This window comes from Citrobacter sp. Cy070 (genome assembly GCF_030332245.1).
Lineage (GTDB): Bacteria > Pseudomonadota > Gammaproteobacteria > Enterobacterales > Enterobacteriaceae > Citrobacter > Citrobacter youngae.
The window spans coordinates 1-19,426 of the sequence record NZ_JAOWIG010000058.1 but is presented as its reverse complement, the minus strand read 5'-3'; the positions used below and the strand labels follow the sequence as shown (position 1 = coordinate 19,426).

The following is a 19,426-nucleotide window of genomic DNA, read 5'->3' as shown; positions in this document are numbered from 1 at the left end:
AAGGGAATGATAGTGTGCCGATTATCGCGATCTATTTATTTATCGACGTTTCTGACCGGTTTTTTTTCGCTGGCGTCCGCACAAGCAGATGAAGGCACGTCCGATGAAAGCGCCAGCACCGAGGTGGTGGAGTTTAGTGACGCCTTTCTAATGGGCGATGCAGGCAGCCAGCTTAACCTGAAGCGTTTTTCACGTGGAAATCCTGTTCTTGCCGGGACATACAACGTTAAAGTTTTCCTTAATGGCAAGGAAATGTTCAAAACGCAGCTGACTTTTCACGAAAACAATACGGATTATGCGTCGGCGTGTTTTACCCATGCGCTGCTGGAGCAGCTCAATGTGGATCCCGCGTTGCTGAATCAGGAGGATGAGGACGCCTGTTATGATCTGGCCGCCATCCTGCCGAAGTCATCCAGCCGCTACGATCCGTTGACGCAGGAAATGAATGTGACGATCCCGCAGGTGTATCTGGTCAGTCATCCTGCGGGTTACATTCCTCCCTCACGTTGGGATTCCGGGATCCCGATGGCGATGCTCTCCTATAACGCTAACGCCTGGCATGCCAAAAGTAACGGTACCACGCAGGACTCTTTTTACACCGGATTGATGTTTGGTGTGAACCTTGGCGCATGGCGTTTACGTTCAAATGGCGCATACAACTGGGATAGCGACAACGGCGGAGAGTACAGCAGCTACGATCTCTTTATTGCGCGCGACATCGTGCCGCTGCGCGCAAAACTGGAAGTCGGGGATGTTCGTACTAACGCCAATATGATGGACTCCATTTCTCTGGACGGCGTGCATCTTTACAACGACGCGCAGATGGATCCATCGGCTAATAGCTATGTGCCGGTGATTCGCGGCGTTGCGAACAGCAATGCCAAAGTGACGGTACGCCAGGAAGGGCGCATTGTCACGCAGGTCACCGTTCCGCCGGGGCCGTTCGCCATCAGCGACTACTATGCCGCACAAAACGGCAGCGATCTGGACGTTACCGTTGAAGAATCTGACGGCAGTACTCGCGTATTTTCCATGCCCTATGCCTCTATTGCCCATTTGCTGCGTCCTGGCGAAGTGGACTGGGATATCGGTATCGGCACGATAGATAAAGACACGGTTGATGAAACGCTGTGGGCGGGAGTCGCCACCGCCTCTTACGGCTTGAGCAATATGTTTACCGCCTACGGCGGTGTGCAAATGGCGGAAAATTTATACACCGCCGGAATGCTCGGCGTGGCAATGAATACGGGTATCGGGGCGTTTTCATTCGACGTGACGCACTCACAAACCACCGCCGATGACGTTGGCACCTTAAAAGGGCAGAGTTACAGCCTTAACTACAGTAAAAATTTCACGGCGACGGGAACCACCTTCAGCGTGGTCGGTTATCGCTTTTCCTCGGAAAACTACCTGTCAATGAACGATGCGTTGTCGCTTAAAAACACGCTGAATAATTATGCTTCTGATAATAGCACCTCCACCCGGGAGGCGTATCACGCCTATACGCGCACGCGCAACGAGATACAGGCCAACGTCTATCAGGATGTGACTATCAATGGTGAAAGTTATGGCTCGTTTTATCTGAATGGGACCTGGCGTAGCTACTGGGGCGATGATGGCAACACCTCGCAGTATTCCGTGGGCTATAGCAGCTCTGTGGGGAGCGTGAGTTACAGCATTTCCGCCCAACGTAGCTATAACGAATTTGGTGAGGAAGACGACAGCATCAACCTGGGTTTCTCTATTCCGTTGGGGTCAGGATCCAGCGTGGACTATCGTCCTTTCTCCAGCATGAGCGTCAACAGCAGTAGCGATTTTAAAGGTAATGACAGCATCAGCGCGATGGCGACAGGAAGCTCGCGAGACAATATGTATAGCTACTCCCTGAATACCACAAGCAGCCGCAACAAAGACAGCGAAGATCTCACCACGGTCGGCAGTTGGGTGACGCGCAACGGTGCGTACAGCACTACCTCATTATCGGCGACGCAAGGGCTTAATGGTGATCAACAGTATTCGCTAAGTGCAACCGGTGGCGTGGTGCTGCACAGCGGCGGGCTGACGCTGGCTTCCGGTTATTTAACGCCAGACTCGACGATGGCGCTGGTACACGCCAGCGGGGCGAAGGGCGCGTCCGCCTCAATGGGCAATGGGCAGGTAGACGGTTTTGGCAATATGGTCGTCACCAGTCTGAGCCCCTACCGCGAAAACACCGTCGGTCTGAATATTGACACGATGGAAAACGATGTGGCGATCGGCAATACCACCGGCGTCGTGGTGCCGACCAGCGGGGCGCTGGTGCGTGTGGATATCGAAACCGATGCCCGTAAAGCGTTTATGTTGGAACTGACGCGCGACGATGGCGGGTTTATTCCGCTGGCGGCAGATGTGCAGGATAGCACTGGTAGTTCGGTCGGCACCGTCGGTCAGGCGGGGATTGCCTTTGTGCGTGGTGTGGATGACCGCGGTACGCTCTCTGTCATTTGGGGCAGTGGTACAGAAAGCCGCTGCCAGGTGAGTTATCAACTGGATAGCAATGCCAACATGATCGGTAAAACGCCGCTTATCCCCGGTCTGCGCTGCCGGATGACATCAACCAGCGTGAAGGTGACGCCATGATCCATAACCGAATTTATCGCCATTTAGCATTTGGCCTGTTCTCGTTTTGTTTTAGCGCCGCCAGTTTCGCTACCTGCGTCAATGCTAATGTTTCAAGGTGCGTCGGCAGCAGCAAAGAGATTCAGCTGACGGTAAAAGCACGCCTGCAGGAAGCTTCATGCAATGTATCTCTGGGGAGTTCCGCGGGTGGAGGAGAGAAATCACTGACCTTCGATTTCGGCAATGTGTTGCGCAGTGGCCTGAGTTACAAGACCAATGATTATCTCGCTCAAAATCTATATATTGCGTTAAAAGACTGTAATGACATGTTTAATAAAGCACAAGTCACATTTAACGCCGATACCTGTACAACCGATAATAAAGTTGCCTGCGATGGTGTTCATTGGGCAGGAGTTAAAATAAAAGATGATAGTGGTTCTGAAGTGGAATTTAATAAATGGAACGATCTGGTCTTGACCACAAATACTATTCCTCTGTGGGCGAGGTACAGACTGTATTTAGTGGAGACGGACGGCAGTTCTGAAAACTATAGTCAGGCGATTCAGATTATTGTGCGCTATAACTGACGGTAAGGAGTGGATCATGCATAACTTAATGTTTTATCTGCTGATGCTGCTGATTTCCACCCCGGCGCTGGCGGCAGAGAGTTGGATTGAGGCACCGACGATGACGCTGACGGTAAAGGCTACGGCGGTAACATCAGTGTGTGATATTCGTGTTGCAGAGGGATATGTAACTCTCCCCGGCGCTGATATCAGGCTGTTTGAACCCGGTGGTAGTTATTATTCTCTGGGGCCAAGGGATTATGGAAGTGATGACAATCTCTATACCCCGTTTGATATTACGCTCTCTGGTTGCGGTAGTGAATCCGCAGCAATACAGCGAACGATGCGGTTAACGTTTTCCGATGCTACTGGAGTCGCTCCGCTACTGCCTGGTGTATTTGTTGACCAGCCATCAGCGGGTATCGGAATCGTTATTTTTGATATAAATAATAGTGCATATGTCAGGAATGTACTGCTGAATGAGATTTCGTTTCTCGGGCTTATGACGGATGACGAGCAAACCTTTCATTATGCGGCACGCTATCAGTACATAGCGGGTGGAACGCAGGAAGCTCGCCGCTTAAGTGCATCGGTGATTGTTTCCGCAGCTTATGAATAAAAAGGATGCTTTATGCTGAAAAAATATGGAATTATCACGCTGCTAGCGTTGGGGTTATGTGGCGTTCACAGCGCATTGGCGAGCTGTTCATTCACCACACCGACGGGAACATATATTGAGCAAACCATGGCAACGTCGCCAATAACGGCGGTCACGCTGACAAGCTCAGATATGCAGCAGTTATTCCGCAGTTCGTTACTGGCCGGCGGGCCGGTAATCTCCACCTGTAGTTCGTCTACGGGAGACGCGATGAGCGTCGACGGGGATTCTTTTTCTTATGCACCACTGTCTGAAACGCTGTCTGATGGTGGGATGCTGATAGGCGCTGGTGCCAATGGATTTGGGTATGGACTCTGGTACACCGTGACCTATGGCGACGGCAGCGGTAGCACTTCGGGGCACCTTAACAACGGATATATGTTCAGCGCGACCCCTGCCCAACTTAATGGCGCCAAGTGGGAGTTCTGGGCCGAATTATGGTATGCGGGGGGGAGTTTTGGCGATCGTGTAAAAGCGAGTGAGATCTCAGCCATTAATTCAACGTATTTTAAATTAGGCTTTAATAATACTCTGAAGGGGTTCAGGTTTAATGCGCCTGCCATTCCGATTACGCCTACGACCTGTAATTTGAGTCTCAGCTCACCGGAGGTTGATTTTGGTGAGTTTGACTCTTTGAGTAAAGCTAAAACACAATCATTTACAGTGTATTCTGGCACTTGCAGTATGGTCAGTAGAATGGAACTCCGCATACTCAGCAATGGAAATCCCGTTGACACTAATCAAAATTTATTACTCAATAAGCTAACGGGTGATAATGCCGCCAGTGGTTTTGGATTGGGGTTCTATCCTAAATATGGTTTCGCTGACATGAATCTGGCCCTGGATGTTCCGTTGGGTGAAGGAATTGAGCCAAGTGACGATCATTATGTAGACGGATTTATGTATGTGGGCAATTATACCATGTATGCGTTTCTGAGAGCCGATGGAACAACGCTAAAGGCCGGAGATTTTGAAGCTACTGCGACCTTTAATGCCAGCTACTATTAACCCTGGCGAATGATATACCGTCCGTAGAATTGACCGATACGGGCGGATGACAGACACAAAAAAACCGCATAAGGCGAAACGCTTTTGCGGTTTTATTTTTCAAGGTCTTATTAAATGACCTTAACAGAATATGTTGGTTGCGGGGGCCGGATTTGAACCGACGACCTTCGGGTTATGAGCCCGACGAGCTACCAGGCTGCTCCACCCCGCGTCCGTCATTACTCTTCCATCGAGTAACGTTACTGCTTCTGATTTTAATTGGTTGCGGGGGCCGGATTTGAACCGACGACCTTCGGGTTATGAGCCCGACGAGCTACCAGGCTGCTCCACCCCGCGTCCGTCATTACTCTTCCATCGAGTAACGTTACTGCTTCTGATTTTAATTGGTTGCGGGGGCCAGATTTGAACTGACGACCTTCGGGTTATGAGCCCGACGAGCTACCAGGCTGCTCCACCCCGCGTCCGTGGATGCGCACTATACTCTGCTAATGATTTCATGCAACCCTTTTTTCACCTTGATCACGTTTTTAGGGCGAAAACGAACAAAAACAACGCATTCTGGATTGTTTTTTGCGCAAAATTTGCGTTCGGGTAGGTATACGCATTTCATTAGGTTCGGGGGTTTGTTATCTTCGTCTCGCATTCAGGCAACATAAGACGAGAATAATGAAAGGACGTTGGGCAAAATATCTTCTGGCGGGAGCAGTCGTCGCGATGCTCGCAGCATGTTCCTCAAAACCCACCGATCGTGGGCAGCAGTATAAAGACGGGAAATTTACCCAGCCTTTCTCACTGGTGAACCAGCCTGATGCGGTTGGCGCGCCAATTAACGCCGGTGATTTCGCCGAGCAGGTTAATCAAATTCGCAGCGCATCGCCACGTTTGTACGGTAACCAGAGTAACGTTTACAACGCTATCCAGCAGTGGCTACGTGCGGGCGGTGATACGCGCAGTATGCGCCAGTTTGGTATTGATGCCTGGCAAATGGAAGGGGCGGACAACTACGGTAACGTTCAGTTTACCGGTTACTACACACCGGTTATTCAGGCGCGCCATACGCGCCAGGGCGAGTTTCAGTATCCTATCTATCGTATGCCGCCAAAACGTGGGCGCTTACCAAGCCGTGCCGAGATCTATGCTGGCGCGCTGAGCGACAATTACATTCTGGCGTACAGCAACTCCCTGATGGATAACTTCATTATGGATGTTCAGGGCAGTGGTTACATCGATTTTGGCGATGGCAGCCCGCTGAACTTCTTTAGCTATTCCGGGAAAAACGGTCACGCCTATCGCAGTATCGGTAAGGTGCTTATCGACCGTGGCGAAGTGAAAAAAGAAGATATGTCGATGCAGGCCATTCGCCATTGGGGTGAAACGCACAGCGAAGCCGAAGTGCGTGAGCTGCTGGAGCAGAACCCATCGTTTGTCTTCTTTAAACCGCAATCTTTTGCGCCGGTCAAAGGGGCCAGCGCGGTACCGCTGATTGGTCGCGCATCCGTGGCTTCTGACCGCAGTATTATCCCTGCGGGTACGACGTTACTGGCGGAAGTTCCGCTGCTGGACAATAACGGTAAATTCACCGGTCAGTATGAATTACGTCTGATGGTGGCATTAGATGTCGGTGGGGCGATCAAAGGACAGCACTTCGATATCTACCAGGGTATTGGTGCAGACGCCGGACACCGTGCGGGGTGGTATAATCACTACGGACGCGTGTGGGTGCTGAAAACAGCGGCCAACGCGGGTAACGTATTCAGCGGTTAATTGCCGGATGGCGCTTCGCTTATCCGGCCTGGATTATTGAGTAGGCCTGATAAGGCGTAGCCGCCATCAGGCAGTGATGCAGTCATCAAGGGCGGTATTTGTCCGCTCTTTTTGTTTTCTATATCTGAGGTTCTATGTCTGTGGTTATCAGTGATACCTGGCGCCAGCGTTTTGGCGGTACGGCACGCCTGTATGGCGAAAATGCGCTGCAGCTGTTTGCCCAATCGCACGTCTGTGTCGTTGGAATTGGCGGCGTGGGGTCGTGGGCGGCGGAAGCGCTGGCGCGTACCGGTATTGGCGCTATTACACTCATCGATATGGATGATGTGTGCGTCACTAATACTAACCGCCAGATCCATGCTCTGCGCGATAACGTTGGCCTGGCAAAAGCTGAAGTGATGGCTGAACGTATCCGTCAGATTAACCCGGAGTGCCGGGTGAACGTAGTTGATGATTTTGTTACGCCAAATAACGTTGCAGAGTATATGAACGCGGGCTTTTCGTATGTCATCGATGCTATCGACAGCGTGCGCCCGAAGGCGGCGCTGATCGCTTATTGCCGGCGCAATAAAATTCCGCTGGTGACCACTGGTGGTGCGGGCGGGCAGATTGATCCTACGCAGATTCAGGTGGTTGATTTGGCAAAAACCATCCAGGACCCGCTGGCGGCGAAGCTACGTGAGCGACTGAAAAGCGATTTTGGGGTGGTGAAAAACAGCAAAGGCAAACTGGGCGTGGACTGTGTGTTCTCGACCGAAGCGCTGGTGTATCCGCAGGCAGATGGCTCGGTATGTGCAATGAAGGCTACGGCGGAAGGGCCGAAGCGTATGGATTGCGCATCCGGATTTGGCGCTGCCACCATGGTGACGGCGACCTTTGGTTTTGTTGCGGTCTCTCACGCGCTGAAGAAAATGATGGCGAAAGCGGCGCGCCAGCCCTGATTGTGTCGGATGGCGCTATGCTTATCCGACCTACGGTTTGTGCGGTGTTGTAGGCCGGATAAGACGCATCAGCGTTGCCATCCGGCATCCTGAGCTGCCTCAATGAGCGCATTCAGCCCCTGACTACGTGACGCGCTCAGTTGTGCGCTTAAGCCCAACTCATCAAATAACGCCATCGGCGAACGCGTCTGTAACTCCGCGGTAGTTTTACCTTCGATAGCAGTGAGTAGTACCGCCAGCAGGCCGCGCACAATTCGGCCTTCACTATCACCGAAGAAGTGAAGTGTGCCATTCTCATGCAGACTGTACCCCAGCCAAACGCGGTTTTCGCATCCGGCAATCTCTTTTGCCTGCGCTTTCAGATCATCTGAAAGGGCCGGAAGTTGCTTGCCCAGTAAAATAAGTTGACGATATTTATCTTCCCACTGGGTGAGCGGGATAAAAGTATTCCGTAACGTCTCTTCCGTTACGATTGTGCCAAACGGGTGTCCGGCGAGCAGAGGGCTTGTCATTAGTCCACCAATATTTCCAGTGCGCGGTCAACGGCTGCGACCAACGCATCCACATCGCTTTGCGTATTATAAGGTGCAAATGAGGCGCGCAGCGTCCCGGAGACGCCCAGCTCCGCCAGCAGCGGTTGTGCGCAGTGCTGCCCCGCTCGCAGCGCAATGCCATATTCGGCCAGTAGCGTCACCATGTCGCTGTGATGAACGCCTGCGAAATCAAAGGCTAACAGACTGGATTCCTGGCAGCGGAAGGAACGAAATCCTGGCCGCTTTGCCAGCATATCTTCTGCCAACGTCGCCAGACTGCGGCTCCAGTTTTCGGCTTGCACGATATCAATATCCGCAAGCCATTCAAGCGCCGCACTTAATCCAATGACGCCCGCAACGTTCGGCGTGCCTGCCTCAAGCTTCCACGGTGCCGCTTGTGTGGAGAAACCATCAAAGCTGACTTCACTAACCATCTTGCCGCCGCCGAGCCAGGGAGACATGGCTTCCAGTAATTCAGGCTTACCGTACAGCGCGCCAATGCCGGTGGGACCATACAGCTTGTGGCCCGAGAACGCATAGAAATCAATATCTAACTGCTGAACGTCAGCGGGGAAATGTACAATTCCCTGAGCGCCATCCACCATCACCACCATGCCTGCCGCATGAGCAAGCGTAATCGCGCGGGCTAAGTCAGGGCAGCCGCCGGTGACGTTCGACATCTGACCGAGAGCCAGAATGCGACTGCATGGGGTGATGAGGTCCGCCAGACGCTCAGTGTCAGGCAGCAAATGGGCATTGAGCGGAAGCTTGATGACGTTGGCCCCCGTTTGCTCCGCCACCATCAGCCAGGGAACCAGGTTGGCGTGATGTTCCGCTACGCTGACGATAATCTCGTCGCCCGGTTGTAAGCGAGGACGCGCATAACTTTGGGCAACCATATTGATAGCTTCCGTCGTGCCACGGGTCCAGACGATTGTTTTGTCATCCGGCGCGTTAATCAGCCGTGCGACTTTTTCCCGCGCGGCTTCATAGCGCGCGGTCAGACGCTGGGCTTCAGCAAACTGGCTGCGATGGACGTTCCCGGCGCTCAGACTATAAAACTGATGGGTCGCCTCAATCACCGCCTGCGGCTTCAATGCCGTCGCGGCGCTGTCGAGATAGACACCTGCATCGTTGAGTGCGGGAAATTGTGCGCGAAACTGCGTGGGGTTAAAAGCGTTCATGGTATTCCTCAGTTCAGTAAACGGATCGTGGCGCAAAAAGGGCGCAGACACAAGGGTTGCGCTAACCATCGGAATCCTCTGGATATCCCCGCGAAGTCTGTGCAGTGTCTTATGCTAGATAGTGTTAGGTGAATAATTTTGCCTGTTATGAAATTCGTTTTATCTGGCATAAATTGCTGTGAGGAGAAGAATATGAAAAAGACTACCGCCATAATCTCTGCCTGTATGCTGACTTTTGCCCTGAGCGCCTGTTCCGGTCCGAATTACGTGATGCACACCAACGATGGCCGGACAATCGTGTCTGACGGTAAGCCAAAGACCGATAATGAGACAGGAATGATTTCGTATAAAGACGCTAACGGCAACAAACAGCAGATTAACCGTACCGATGTGAAAGAGATGGTAGAACTGGAGAAATAGCCGGTCGTCATTGGCAGACACACGGACAAAAAAAAGCACCGCAATTTGGCGGTGCTACATTAATCACTATGGACAGACAGGGTAAATGTACAGGAAGTGAAAAAGGGTAGCTTTGCTACCATGGTCTGAATCGCAGACCAATTGCAAACACAACAACACAACATCACAACCGTAAGCCAAAAGCCCACCAGAACACGCATTCCGATAAAACTTTTCGTTCCGGCTTCAGGAAGTGCCGCCACTATAGGTATTTGCTGGTAGAACCTCAACGGACAATTTATAATGGCTCAGATAAAAAAAACTAATAGGTTACAGCCTGTTAGCTAATTGTTAAATTCATTTAACATCAAAGCCTAAAAGTCATGTCAAAACGATTACCACCCTTAAATGCGTTGCGTGTTTTTGATGCTGCAGCGCGTCATTTGAGCTTTACTCGCGCAGCAGAAGAGCTTTTTGTGACGCAGGCCGCAGTAAGTCATCAAATCAAGTCTCTTGAGGATTTCCTGGGGCTGAAGCTATTTCGTCGACGCAATCGATCTTTGCTGTTAACGGAAGAAGGTCAAAGCTACTTCCTCGACATCAAAGAGATTTTTTCGCAATTAACCGACGCGACGCGTAAACTTCAGGCACGTAGTGCAAAAGGTGCACTTACCGTCAGTTTATTGCCCAGTTTTGCGATCCAATGGCTGGTGCCCAGACTCTCTAGCTTTAACTCAGCTTATCCGGGAATCGATGTCAGGATCCAGGCGGTGGACCGTCAGGAAGACAAACTGGCTGACGATGTGGATGTGGCGATTTTCTACGGACGCGGCAACTGGCCGGGTCTGCGCGTTGAAAAATTGTACGCAGAATATTTATTGCCGGTATGCTCGCCGCTGTTGCTTACCGGTGATAAACCGCTGAAGACGCCTGAAGATCTGGCAAAACATACGTTATTGCACGATGCGTCACGGCGTGACTGGCAAGCTTATACACGCCAGCTTGGGCTGAATCATATCAACGTACAGCAGGGACCTATCTTCAGCCATAGCGCCATGGTGCTACAGGCGGCTATCCATGGACAGGGCGTTGCGTTGGCCAATAACGTTATGGCGCAGTCCGAAATTGAAGCCGGACGTCTGGTTTGTCCATTTAATGATGTTCTGGTCAGCAAAAACGCATTTTATCTGGTTTGTCATGACAGTCAGGCAGAACTGGGTAAAATAGCCGCCTTCCGTCAGTGGATACTGGCGAAAGCGGCCACGGAACAAGAAAAATTCCGCTTTCGTTATGAACAATAATTTACGTAGGGTATTAACATGACCAGCCGTTTTATGCTGATTTTTGCCGCCGTCAGTGGCTTTATCTTTGTAGCTCTGGGAGCCTTTGGGGCACATGTTCTGAGTAAAACCCTCGGCGTTGTTGAAATGGGGTGGATCCAGACTGGCCTTGAGTATCAGGCATTTCATACGCTGGCTATTTTTGGTCTGGCCGTCGCCATGCAGCGACGCATCAGCATTTGGTTTTACTGGAGTAGCGTGTTCCTGGCATTAGGGACTGTGCTGTTTAGCGGCAGTCTGTATTGCCTCGCGCTTTCTCATTTACGCCTGTGGGCGTTTGTTACCCCTGTCGGTGGTTTTAGCTTCCTTGTAGGCTGGGCACTGATGTTAGTGGGCGCTATTCGATTGAAACGTAAGGGCGTAAGCCATGAATAAGGTTGTATTGTTGTGTCGCCCGGGTTTTGAAAAAGAGTGCGCCGCAGAAATTACGGATAAAGCAGGGCGTCGCGAAATCTTTGGTTTCGCCCGCGTCAAAGAAAATGCGGGTTATGTCATCTTTGAATGCTATCAGCAGGAAGATGCGGAAAAGCTGGTTAAAGAGTTGCCGTTTAGCTCGCTGATTTTTGCTCGCCAAATGTTTGTTGTCGGCGAGCTACTGCAATATTTGCCGCCGGAAGACCGCATCACACCGATCGTCGGTATGCTGCAGGGCGTGGTGGAGAAAGGCGGCGATTTGCGTGTCGAAGTTGCCGACACGAATGAAAGCAAAGAGCTGGTTAAGTTTTGCCGCAAATTTACCGTACCGCTGCGCGCCGCGCTGCGTGAAGCGGGCGTGCTGGCAAAACATGAAACGCCAAAACGTCCGGTAGTGCACGTCTTCTTTATTGCGCCAGGCTGTTGCTATACCGGCTATTCCTGGCCTGACAATAACTCCCCGTTCTACATGGGGATTCCGCGTCTGAAGTTCCCGGCGGATGCGCCGAGCCGTTCAACGTTGAAGCTGGAAGAGGCGCTGCACGTGTTTATCCCTGCCGATGAGTGGGATGAGCGTCTGGCCAATGGAATGTATGCCGTTGATTTAGGAGCATGTCCTGGCGGTTGGACCTACCAACTGGTTAAACGCAATATGTGGGTGTACTCGGTGGATAATGGTCCGATGGCGCAAAGCCTGATGGATACCGGGCAGGTCACCTGGCTGCGGGAGGATGGATTTAAGTATCGCCCGAATCGCAACAACATCTCATGGATGGTGTGCGACATGGTGGAGAAGCCAGCGAAGGTTGCCGCGCTGATGGCACAATGGCTGGTCAACGGCTGGTGTCGTGAGACGATTTTCAACCTCAAGCTGCCGATGAAAAAACGCTACGAAGAGGTATCACAGAACCTGGCTTACATTCAGGCCCAGCTTGATGAACATGGCGTAAATGCCCAGATTCAGGCGCGTCAGCTGTATCATGACCGTGAAGAAGTAACTGTTCACGTGCGTCGTCTGTGGGCTGCCGTCGGCGGTCGTCGCGACGAGCGATAAAGCTACAATCCAGGTCGGATGGCGGCGAAATCGCCCTGTTCGGCTTGGATTGATTCAATCAGCTGTGTATCTGAAACAATATGCGTCACATTTTCCAGATGCCCAATCTGCGTCTCACCCGAGCGATTAAATTTACTCTTATCAATCAATAATAATGACTGCGCCGCACGCTTAAGCAGGATGGATTTAAAATCGGCGTTGGTAGCGTTGGAATCCCAGAGTGTACCGCCGCGGTCGATCCCCTCGCAGGAAAAGATGAACAGGTCGATATCAAGTGACTTTAGCTGTGAGATGAGAGATGGATTAACGTAGCAACCGTATTTACGCTCAAGTCGACCACCGGAACTGATCAACTGAATATTTTCACGTTTACCCAATTCGAGGCAAATCGGTTGGCTATTCGTAAATACGTGAATGTTAATGTCTGGCAACAGGCGAGCCAGGTACCAGCAAGTAGAACTGGCATCCAGCGCGATCACCATACCTTCCTCTATCCACGTTAACGCGTCTCTGGCGATATCTGCTTTGTGGGAATAATGGCTTTTCAGTCTGATATGAAACGGCTCGCCGCAGTCCTGGTTTACCCGATGTATCACTTTGGCGCGCCCGTGATTACGCAGTACCTTACCCTGCGCCTGCAGTTGCGTAAGATCGCGACGGATAGTTTCTTTACTGACATTGAGCTGTGAGGATAAGGTTTCAGTCGTCAGACTTTTATGGTTGCTCAACAGATCCAGGATTGCTTGCAGGCGCGCTGCTTTCATGTTTTCTCACCCCATCATGCGATGAATGCCCGTACCTGTCGGGCATTCAGGTAAGAGATTATGGCGTTACCCCTTTTTTTAACAGGATATTTCCGTACTTTGCCCGCTCCCCTGTAATAACGATTGCGAATACTTTTTGTGCGCGTTCATAAAATGCATAACGGTCAATGCGAGTGATGTCCGGGCAAGGTGTTTGTAATGACAGTGCCTGCCGATATCGCGCTTCTACGTCGAGGTCGAGCGAGTCTCCTTCGACGGCGGCCATCATCACCAGTGGTGGGGCGTAACTGTCCAGTTCAAACAGCGGAATAATCGCCCGCAACAGGTCGCTGACCTGCAGACCATCGGCCCGGATAACCTGCGGGCCCATACTGTGGGCCGGAAAGTGGGCGTCGGAAAAAATAATCTCATCACCGTGACCCATTTCAGCCAGCACCTTTAACAGATCCGGGGAAATTAAGGGGGAAATCGTTTTGAGCATGTCACTCGACTCCTGTGAATACGGGTTCTGTTTGTGGATAGAAGTAACGATACTGATAGTCCACCTGCGCGCGAGCCAGTTCCGGAGAGGCAAATTCGCCGATACCGGACCAGGCAAACATCGCTGCACCGGCAACCGTCGTTTCGGCATCATCCAGCACTTTGATGGGAATACCCAGAATGTTCGCTTTTATCTGATTCCATAGTGCATTACGACTTCCTCCACCAACCAGAAGTAGCTCTGTTGCGTTGAAATGACCGATGGTTTCTAGTGTGTGTAGATTGTGCTGCAACTGGGCCGTCAATCCTTCCAGCGCCGCGCGGTAGAAGTGTCCGCGGGTACTGTTGAGTGTGACACCCTGCCAGCCGGCATTCTGAGAGGCCAGCAGGTCGCAGTGCATCTTCACGCCTTCGGCACCTGCCGGGATTGCCCTGGCTTCGTCAATCAGCGTTTGCCATGGGGTATCAGCAGTCCACAACAACTTGCGTACCCATTCGAGGACACCGGAAGCAAGCCACTGCATTCCGGGGTTATTGAGTCCGGGCTGGCTATCCAGTTCACAGGTTGAACCCACATAGTCGCTGAGTAAGGCAGTATTCACATGTGCGCTGCGTACCATCAGTATTTCCCATGTACCGGAAGAGAGCACGGGTTCATCTGGCTGCGCGCCTGCGCCAAAGAGCGCAAACTGCGTGTCGTGGCCGGCAGAGATAACCGGAATGCCCGCTGTGAGCCCAAGTTGCTTTGCCGCGTCATTTTTCAACGTTCCGATCTGCTCTCCCGCTTCAACTAAACGTGGAAACAGTCGGCGTGGTATCCCGGTTGCCTGCAAAATATCAACACTGAAATCTCGCTGATGAATATCCAGCATCTGACTGGTACCGGCCATGGTGATATCTGTGGTGAACTCACCGGTGAGGCGATGGTTGAGCAGTGATGAAATAAATAGCCAGGCGTGTGCCTGTTCCAGCAATTGTGGGTGATTCTCTTTAAGCCATACCAGCTTGTACAGCGTGTTGAAGCTGAACGCGCCGACGCCGGAAATTTCCTGCAACTGCTGCGGCGGCATGTAGCGGTGGATATTCTCCATTACTGCCGTGGTGCGTGGGCATTTCCAGCTGATTACCGGATACAGTTGCTTGCCGTTCTGATCAACCAATGCGCCGTCTACGCCAAAGGTGGTGACGGCGATCCCACGGACCTGGCAGGCGGCCAGTTGCGCGGAGAGCCGCTGGCAGCAATCGGCAAAGCGCTGCACAATAGCGTCGAGGGACCACTGATGCCAGGCGCTATTTTCTGCCGCGATGTCACTGGCGTTTGGGGTGGACGCACGAGCGACAATCTTTCCCTGGCGGTCAACAGCGATAGCCCGCACGTTGGTCGCGCCACAGTCAAGGACCAGGATAACCTCTTGTTTCATAATTGCTCCTGGGAGATTACCTATTGCCGGATGGCGGCTTCGCCTTATCCAGCCTACAAAACCGTGCGCTTCGTAGGCCTGATAAGATGCGTAAGCGTCGCCATCAGGCAATCGCTCGATGTTTAACGCTTATATAGCGGGCCATAGTTCTGGCAGGCGCGATAATCCTGGCCTTCGCTGTCCATACCGTGCGCCGCCCATGCGGAAGGGCGATAGATCTTCTCTTCTTCCACGTTGTGCATACACACCGGAATACGCAGCATGGCGGCGAGCGTAATAAAGTCCGCACCAACGTGGCCAATCGTCAGCACACCGTGGTTGGCACCCCAGTTAGCCATTACGGAATAGACATCGCTGAACGGACCTTTGCCGGTTAAGCGCGGTGCAAACCAGGTTGTTGGCCAGGTAGAGTTGGTGCGAGCATCAAGCTGAGCATGTACCTCTTTCGGTAATTCCACACTCCAGCCTTCCGCAATTTGTAGCACTGGACCCAGACCTTTGATGATATTGATGCGGGTCATGGTGAACGGTACGCCACCTTCGGTAAGAAAACGGGAAGAGTAGCCGCCGCCTCGGAAATACTCGTGGATCGCCGGACACCATTCCGTCGCCGCCAGGCAATCATCTGCTTCCTGCTGTGAGATCTCCCAGTGTGGTTTCATGGTTGGCTGGCCTTCGCTGTCACGCTGTTTGCAGGAACCATCCAGTGCCGCAGAGCCGGAGTTAATCAGGTGAATAATGCCGTGCTCCGCAAGACCGGTCAGCGGTTTACCTGTGACGCGCTCTACTGCTTCCGGTGACCAGTAGGTTCGTACATCAGCAAAGACCTGCGCCGTGCCGGTGAGTTGATGGCCGAACAGCATCGCCACGCCGTTCAGGCTGTCGTTCTCGGTGGCGACGACATACGGTTTGCGCACGCCATTCCAGTCAAATGAGCTGTTGAGCAACGCTTCGGCGGTGTCGCCGTTTGGATATTGATCCGTCCAGTGGCGCTGGCCCTGGAAACCAGCGGCAATCGCGTTGTACCCCATCGACTCTTCAACCCGGCCTTTCTCTGCCAGTTTCTGGTTACCCTGCATCATGTCGCGAATGCACATGGCCATCAGCAGGCTCTCTTTCAGCACTGCACGGCTCTGTTCTTCATTTCGCTTATACTGTTGTGCGTTCTGATCCTCGCCATAACGGAAATGTTTATCCGCCCATGCCAGGGCAATTTCCAGCTCCGCTTCGTCATAGATCTTCTGGTCAATGCGACGACGCAATTCGGTCATATCAACAGGTTGAACCTTCATTCCCAGCCAGGATTCAAAGAAGTTATGGTCGACAATAGAGCCTGCAATTCCCATTGAAACGCCGCCGACTGACAGATAGCTTTTACCTTTCATGCTGGCAACGGCTAAACCTGCCCGAGTGAAACGCAGCAGTTTTTCTTCAACATCGGCAGGGATAGTGGTATCACCTGCATCCTGCACGTCATGACCGTAAATAGAGAAGGCGGGAAGCCCTTTTTGATTATGTGCAGCCAGTGCTGCAGCCAGATACACGGCACCTGGACGCTCCGTCCCGTTGAAACCCCAGATGGCTTTCGGGCGCATAGGGTCCATATCGATAGTTTCGCTGCCGTAGCACCAACACGGCGTGACGGTAATTGTCACGCCGACGTTCAGGCTACTAAATTTTTCTTCACAGGCGGCAGATTCAGCCAATCCGGCAATACAGGTGTCTGCGATAACGCACTCGATCTGTGCCCCGCAGGCATGACGAAGTTTCTCGGAAATCAGTGCGGCAGTGGCTTTTGCCATGTTCATGGTTTGTTCTTCGAGCGACTCGCGTACACCCATACGACGCCCATCAATCACCGGACGAATACCGATTTTCGGTAAACTATTTTTTTTCATTCGAGGTTCCTCATCTCACTTTATGCCGTGCTGCAAAAGCGGATGTCGGACACCACTGTCGCAGTTGGCTGAATTACCCATTTTTGCTAACTCGAGTTAGCTTAGGTATTAGAGAGTTTTTTGCACAACTTTTTTGTTATGGAACTGTGAGAAGCCTCACGAGAAGTGGTTAAAATTCGATCTGCGTCAAATAAACAAATACAGATTTTTTCATTAAATTCTTTTTAAATTAATAAGATAAAATAAATTGTCTGTTCAGTGTCACAGTTTTAAACCAAATGATTTGGCTATTTTTGGCAGCTAAAATAGCTTTAAAAGGCAATCGCTAACTCGAGTTAGCATCGTTGATAAAACGCATATGATCTTGTAGACACATTCGCATTAACGGTGACGATGGCTTCCTGGCAACGCTGTTTTTCGCCTGATTCACTGATTACAGTTTCTGTATATTGAGGAAAGCAGCAATGTCTGAAACATTTTTACAGATGAGTCATATTACGAAACGTTTTCCCGGCGTATTAGCGTTGAGTAATGTGGATTTTACTTTACGCAAAGGTGAGGTTCATGCGCTGTTGGGGGAGAATGGCGCGGGAAAGTCTACCCTGATGAAAATTTTATCCGGTGTATATCAACCTGATGAAGGGGATATTATTTTTGAGAACCAACCCGTTTCGTTTGCAAACCCATTGAGCGCACAAAGCGTAGGTATCACCATTATTCATCAGGAGTTTAACCTTTTTCCTGAACTGACGGTCGAAGACAATATATTTATTGGCAGGGAGTTTTGCAAAAATAATCGCTGGCGTCTGGATGAGAAACAACAGCGGCAGGCTGCGATCGATATTTTGCAAAAATTAAACCTGAATATCTCCCCAGACACGCTGGTTGCCGATCTTACTGTTGCTCAGCAACAAATGGTTGAGATTGCGAAAGCGATATCGGTGAATGCCAAGATTCTTATTATGGATGAACCAACGGCGGCGTTGACGGAAACCGAAATTGACAGTTTATTCCGGGTTACACGCTTACTTAAAGAACAGGGAACGGGCATCGTTTATATCTCGCACCGACTGGAGGAACTGGCGCTGATAGCCGATCGCGCTACCGTCATGCGTGATGGACAGTTTATTGCCACCGTGGATTATGATTCGGTCAAAATCAGCGACCTGATTGCCATGATGGTTGGGCGTGACCTTGGCAATATCTATCCCCGTCGGGAGCCGCAACCCCAGCGTAAACCGGTGCTGGAAGTCAGTGGCCTGACGCGCAAAGGCGTACTGAACAATATCGATTTTACCTTGCATCAGGGGGAAATCTTAGGTTTTGCCGGGTTGATGGGGGCCGGGCGTACTGAGCTGGCACGGGCTATCTTTGGTGCCGATCCTATCGATAGCGGAACCATCAAGTTGAACGGTAAAGAGACGGTAATCAAGGATATTCCTGATGCCATCCAGCAGGGTATTAGCTACTTAACCGAGGACAGAAAAAAAGAGGGCCTGGCATTAGGATTGTCCGTTGAACGCAATATTATGCTAGGAAATTACCCCGAATATTCCAACCGATATGGCAATGTGGACAGCAAACGTTGTCAGCAAACCAGCGAAGAGCAGGTGAAAGCACTGCGTATTAAGACGCCGCATCTTGAACAGGCTGCGTTGAATTTAAGTGGCGGTAATCAGCAAAAAATTATTATTGCCAGATGGGTATGCAAAGACACCGACATTCTCATCTTTGATGAACCCACCCGCGGTATTGATGTGGGAGCCAAACTTGAAATTTATGAATTAATGAATCGACTGGTGGCAAAAGGGAAATCAATTATCATGATTTCCTCTGAATTACCGGAAGTGCTGGGTATGTGCGATCGCATTTTAGTTATGCGTAATGGGCGTATTACCGGAGAGTTAGCTTCTGATGACGCCACACAAGAAAAAATCATGCAATATGCGACGTTAGAGGACTAATTTATGACTATCTCTGTAACCTCTTCAGACAGCAATAATAAGAAAATAAAAATTAACAAAGAGCTTTTAATGCGCCTGGGTAATGACTCCAACTTATTGATAGTGTTTTATGTTCAGATAATGCCCGATGACTTTGTCATGCAGCTCCACCGATTTTGAGAACGACAGCGACTTCCGTCCCAGCCGTGCCAGGTGCTGCCTCAGATTCAGGTTATGCCGCTCAATTCGCTGCGTATATCGCTTGCTGATTACGTGCAGCTTTCCCTTCAGGCGGGATTCATACAGCGGCCAGCCATCCGTCATCCATATCACCACGTCAAAGGGTGACAGCAGGCTCATAAGACGCCCCAGCGTCGCCATAGTGCGTTCACCGAATACGTGCGCAACAACCGTCTTCCGGAGACTGTCATACGCGTAAAACAGCCAGCGCTGGCGCGATT

17 protein-coding genes, 3 tRNA genes and 2 pseudogenes are annotated in these 19,426 nt (G+C 51.3%); 12 read left to right on the top strand and 10 right to left on the bottom strand.

Annotated elements, in window-relative coordinates:
* Positions 1 to 6: 6 nt before the first annotated feature.
* Genes OGY19_RS09050 through OGY19_RS09035 form a run of 4 tightly spaced genes read left to right on the top strand, consistent with a single transcriptional unit; the run spans position 7 to position 4,830 of the window.
* Positions 7 to 2,619: an outer membrane usher protein gene (locus OGY19_RS09050; protein WP_115601540.1), complete on the top strand. Its 2,613-nt coding sequence runs from the start codon at positions 7 to 9 to the stop codon at positions 2,617 to 2,619.
* A complete protein-coding gene (locus OGY19_RS09045; protein ID WP_115601541.1) occupies positions 2,616 to 3,185 on the top strand; it encodes a fimbrial protein in 570 nt (189 codons plus the stop codon). The genes OGY19_RS09050 and OGY19_RS09045 overlap by 4 nt, the downstream gene beginning before the upstream one ends.
* Before the next feature lie 16 nt (positions 3,186 to 3,201).
* Positions 3,202 to 3,783 carry a fimbrial protein gene (locus OGY19_RS09040; RefSeq protein ID WP_115601542.1) on the top strand — a complete coding sequence of 194 codons (582 nt, stop codon included), beginning with the start codon at positions 3,202 to 3,204 and terminating at the stop codon, positions 3,781 to 3,783.
* Between the two features lie 12 nt (positions 3,784 to 3,795).
* On the top strand, positions 3,796 to 4,830 hold the full coding sequence (locus OGY19_RS09035; RefSeq protein WP_115601543.1) for a fimbrial protein: 1,035 nt from the start codon (positions 3,796 to 3,798) through the stop codon (positions 4,828 to 4,830).
* Positions 4,831 to 4,964: 134 nt separating this feature from the next.
* On the opposite strand, the gene OGY19_RS09030 is transcribed toward OGY19_RS09035, so the two are convergent.
* From OGY19_RS09030 to OGY19_RS09020, 3 genes are all read right to left on the bottom strand, one after another.
* A tRNA-Met gene (locus OGY19_RS09030) sits at positions 4,965 to 5,041 on the bottom strand.
* 48 nt (positions 5,042 to 5,089) lie between these two features.
* Positions 5,090 to 5,166: transfer RNA gene (locus OGY19_RS09025), tRNA-Met, on the bottom strand.
* 48 nt (positions 5,167 to 5,214) lie between these two features.
* Positions 5,215 to 5,291: transfer RNA gene (locus tag OGY19_RS09020), tRNA-Met, on the bottom strand.
* 205 nt (positions 5,292 to 5,496) lie between these two features.
* Between OGY19_RS09020 and mltA the strand changes: the two genes are divergently transcribed.
* Both mltA and tcdA read left to right on the top strand, forming a co-directional pair.
* Positions 5,497 to 6,594, top strand: coding sequence for a murein transglycosylase A (mltA, locus tag OGY19_RS09015; protein WP_048213098.1), 1,098 nt, complete (start codon positions 5,497 to 5,499; stop codon positions 6,592 to 6,594).
* Positions 6,595 to 6,728: 134 nt separating this feature from the next.
* Positions 6,729 to 7,535, top strand: a complete 807-nt coding sequence (gene tcdA / locus OGY19_RS09010; RefSeq protein WP_115601544.1) for a tRNA cyclic N6-threonylcarbamoyladenosine(37) synthase TcdA — start codon at positions 6,729 to 6,731, stop codon at positions 7,533 to 7,535.
* A gap of 68 nt (positions 7,536 to 7,603) precedes the next feature.
* Here tcdA and csdE read toward each other — a convergent pair whose 3' ends face one another.
* Together csdE and csdA are read right to left on the bottom strand one after the other, a co-directional pair.
* Positions 7,604 to 8,047 (bottom strand): cysteine desulfurase sulfur acceptor subunit CsdE, encoded by a 444-nt coding sequence (gene csdE / locus OGY19_RS09005; protein WP_048213096.1) that lies wholly within the window; start codon positions 8,045 to 8,047, stop codon positions 7,604 to 7,606.
* Positions 8,047 to 9,252, bottom strand: a complete 1,206-nt coding sequence (csdA, locus tag OGY19_RS09000) for a cysteine desulfurase CsdA (RefSeq protein ID WP_115601545.1) — start codon at positions 9,250 to 9,252, stop codon at positions 8,047 to 8,049. The genes csdE and csdA overlap by 1 nt, the downstream gene beginning before the upstream one ends.
* A 192-nt stretch (positions 9,253 to 9,444) precedes the next feature.
* Here csdA and OGY19_RS08995 point away from each other — a divergent pair, with 192 nt between their 5' ends.
* The 4 genes from OGY19_RS08995 to rlmM all read left to right on the top strand — a co-directional run bounded on the left by OGY19_RS08995 (position 9,445) and on the right by rlmM (position 12,459).
* Positions 9,445 to 9,672: a YgdI/YgdR family lipoprotein gene (locus tag OGY19_RS08995; protein WP_048213094.1), complete on the top strand. Its 228-nt coding sequence runs from the start codon at positions 9,445 to 9,447 to the stop codon at positions 9,670 to 9,672.
* 362 nt (positions 9,673 to 10,034) lie between these two features.
* Positions 10,035 to 10,952, top strand: a complete 918-nt coding sequence (gene gcvA / locus OGY19_RS08990) for a glycine cleavage system transcriptional regulator GcvA (protein WP_005130970.1) — start codon at positions 10,035 to 10,037, stop codon at positions 10,950 to 10,952.
* An 18-nt stretch (positions 10,953 to 10,970) separates the two neighbouring features.
* Complete coding sequence (locus OGY19_RS08985) at positions 10,971 to 11,366, top strand: DUF423 domain-containing protein (protein WP_003034037.1); 396 nt, start codon at positions 10,971 to 10,973, stop codon at positions 11,364 to 11,366.
* A complete protein-coding gene (gene rlmM, locus OGY19_RS08980; protein WP_048213093.1) occupies positions 11,359 to 12,459 on the top strand; it encodes a 23S rRNA (cytidine(2498)-2'-O)-methyltransferase RlmM in 1,101 nt (366 codons plus the stop codon). Before OGY19_RS08985 ends, rlmM begins: the two co-directional genes overlap by 8 nt.
* Positions 12,460 to 12,461: 2 nt before the next feature.
* On the opposite strand, the gene fucR is transcribed toward rlmM, so the two are convergent.
* The 4 genes from fucR to fucI all read right to left on the bottom strand — a co-directional run bounded on the left by fucR (position 12,462) and on the right by fucI (position 17,022).
* A complete protein-coding gene (fucR, locus tag OGY19_RS08975) occupies positions 12,462 to 13,223 on the bottom strand; it encodes an L-fucose operon activator (RefSeq protein WP_115601546.1) in 762 nt (253 codons plus the stop codon).
* 58 nt (positions 13,224 to 13,281) lie between these two features.
* Positions 13,282 to 13,704, bottom strand: a complete 423-nt coding sequence (gene fucU, locus OGY19_RS08970) for an L-fucose mutarotase (RefSeq protein ID WP_005130966.1) — start codon at positions 13,702 to 13,704, stop codon at positions 13,282 to 13,284.
* 1 nt (position 13,705) lies between these two features.
* On the bottom strand, positions 13,706 to 15,124 hold the full coding sequence (gene fucK / locus OGY19_RS08965) for an L-fuculokinase (protein ID WP_115601547.1): 1,419 nt from the start codon (positions 15,122 to 15,124) through the stop codon (positions 13,706 to 13,708).
* A gap of 122 nt (positions 15,125 to 15,246) precedes the next feature.
* Positions 15,247 to 17,022 carry an L-fucose isomerase gene (gene fucI, locus OGY19_RS08960; protein WP_115601548.1) on the bottom strand — a complete coding sequence of 592 codons (1,776 nt, stop codon included), beginning with the start codon at positions 17,020 to 17,022 and terminating at the stop codon, positions 15,247 to 15,249.
* A 464-nt stretch (positions 17,023 to 17,486) separates the two neighbouring features.
* Here fucI and OGY19_RS08955 point away from each other — a divergent pair, with 464 nt between their 5' ends.
* Together OGY19_RS08955 and OGY19_RS08950 are read left to right on the top strand one after the other, a co-directional pair.
* Positions 17,487 to 18,986 (top strand): sugar ABC transporter ATP-binding protein, encoded by a 1,500-nt coding sequence (locus OGY19_RS08955; protein WP_061068496.1) that lies wholly within the window; start codon positions 17,487 to 17,489, stop codon positions 18,984 to 18,986.
* Positions 18,987 to 18,989: 3 nt separating this feature from the next.
* A pseudogene (locus OGY19_RS08950) lies at positions 18,990 to 19,091 on the top strand (ABC transporter permease); the annotation flags it as partial.
* On the opposite strand, the pseudogene OGY19_RS08945 reads toward OGY19_RS08950, so the two are convergent.
* Positions 19,080 to 19,426 (bottom strand): annotated as a pseudogene (locus OGY19_RS08945) (IS1-like element IS1A family transposase); the annotation flags it as partial. The pseudogenes OGY19_RS08950 and OGY19_RS08945 sit on opposite strands and share 12 nt — an antisense overlap.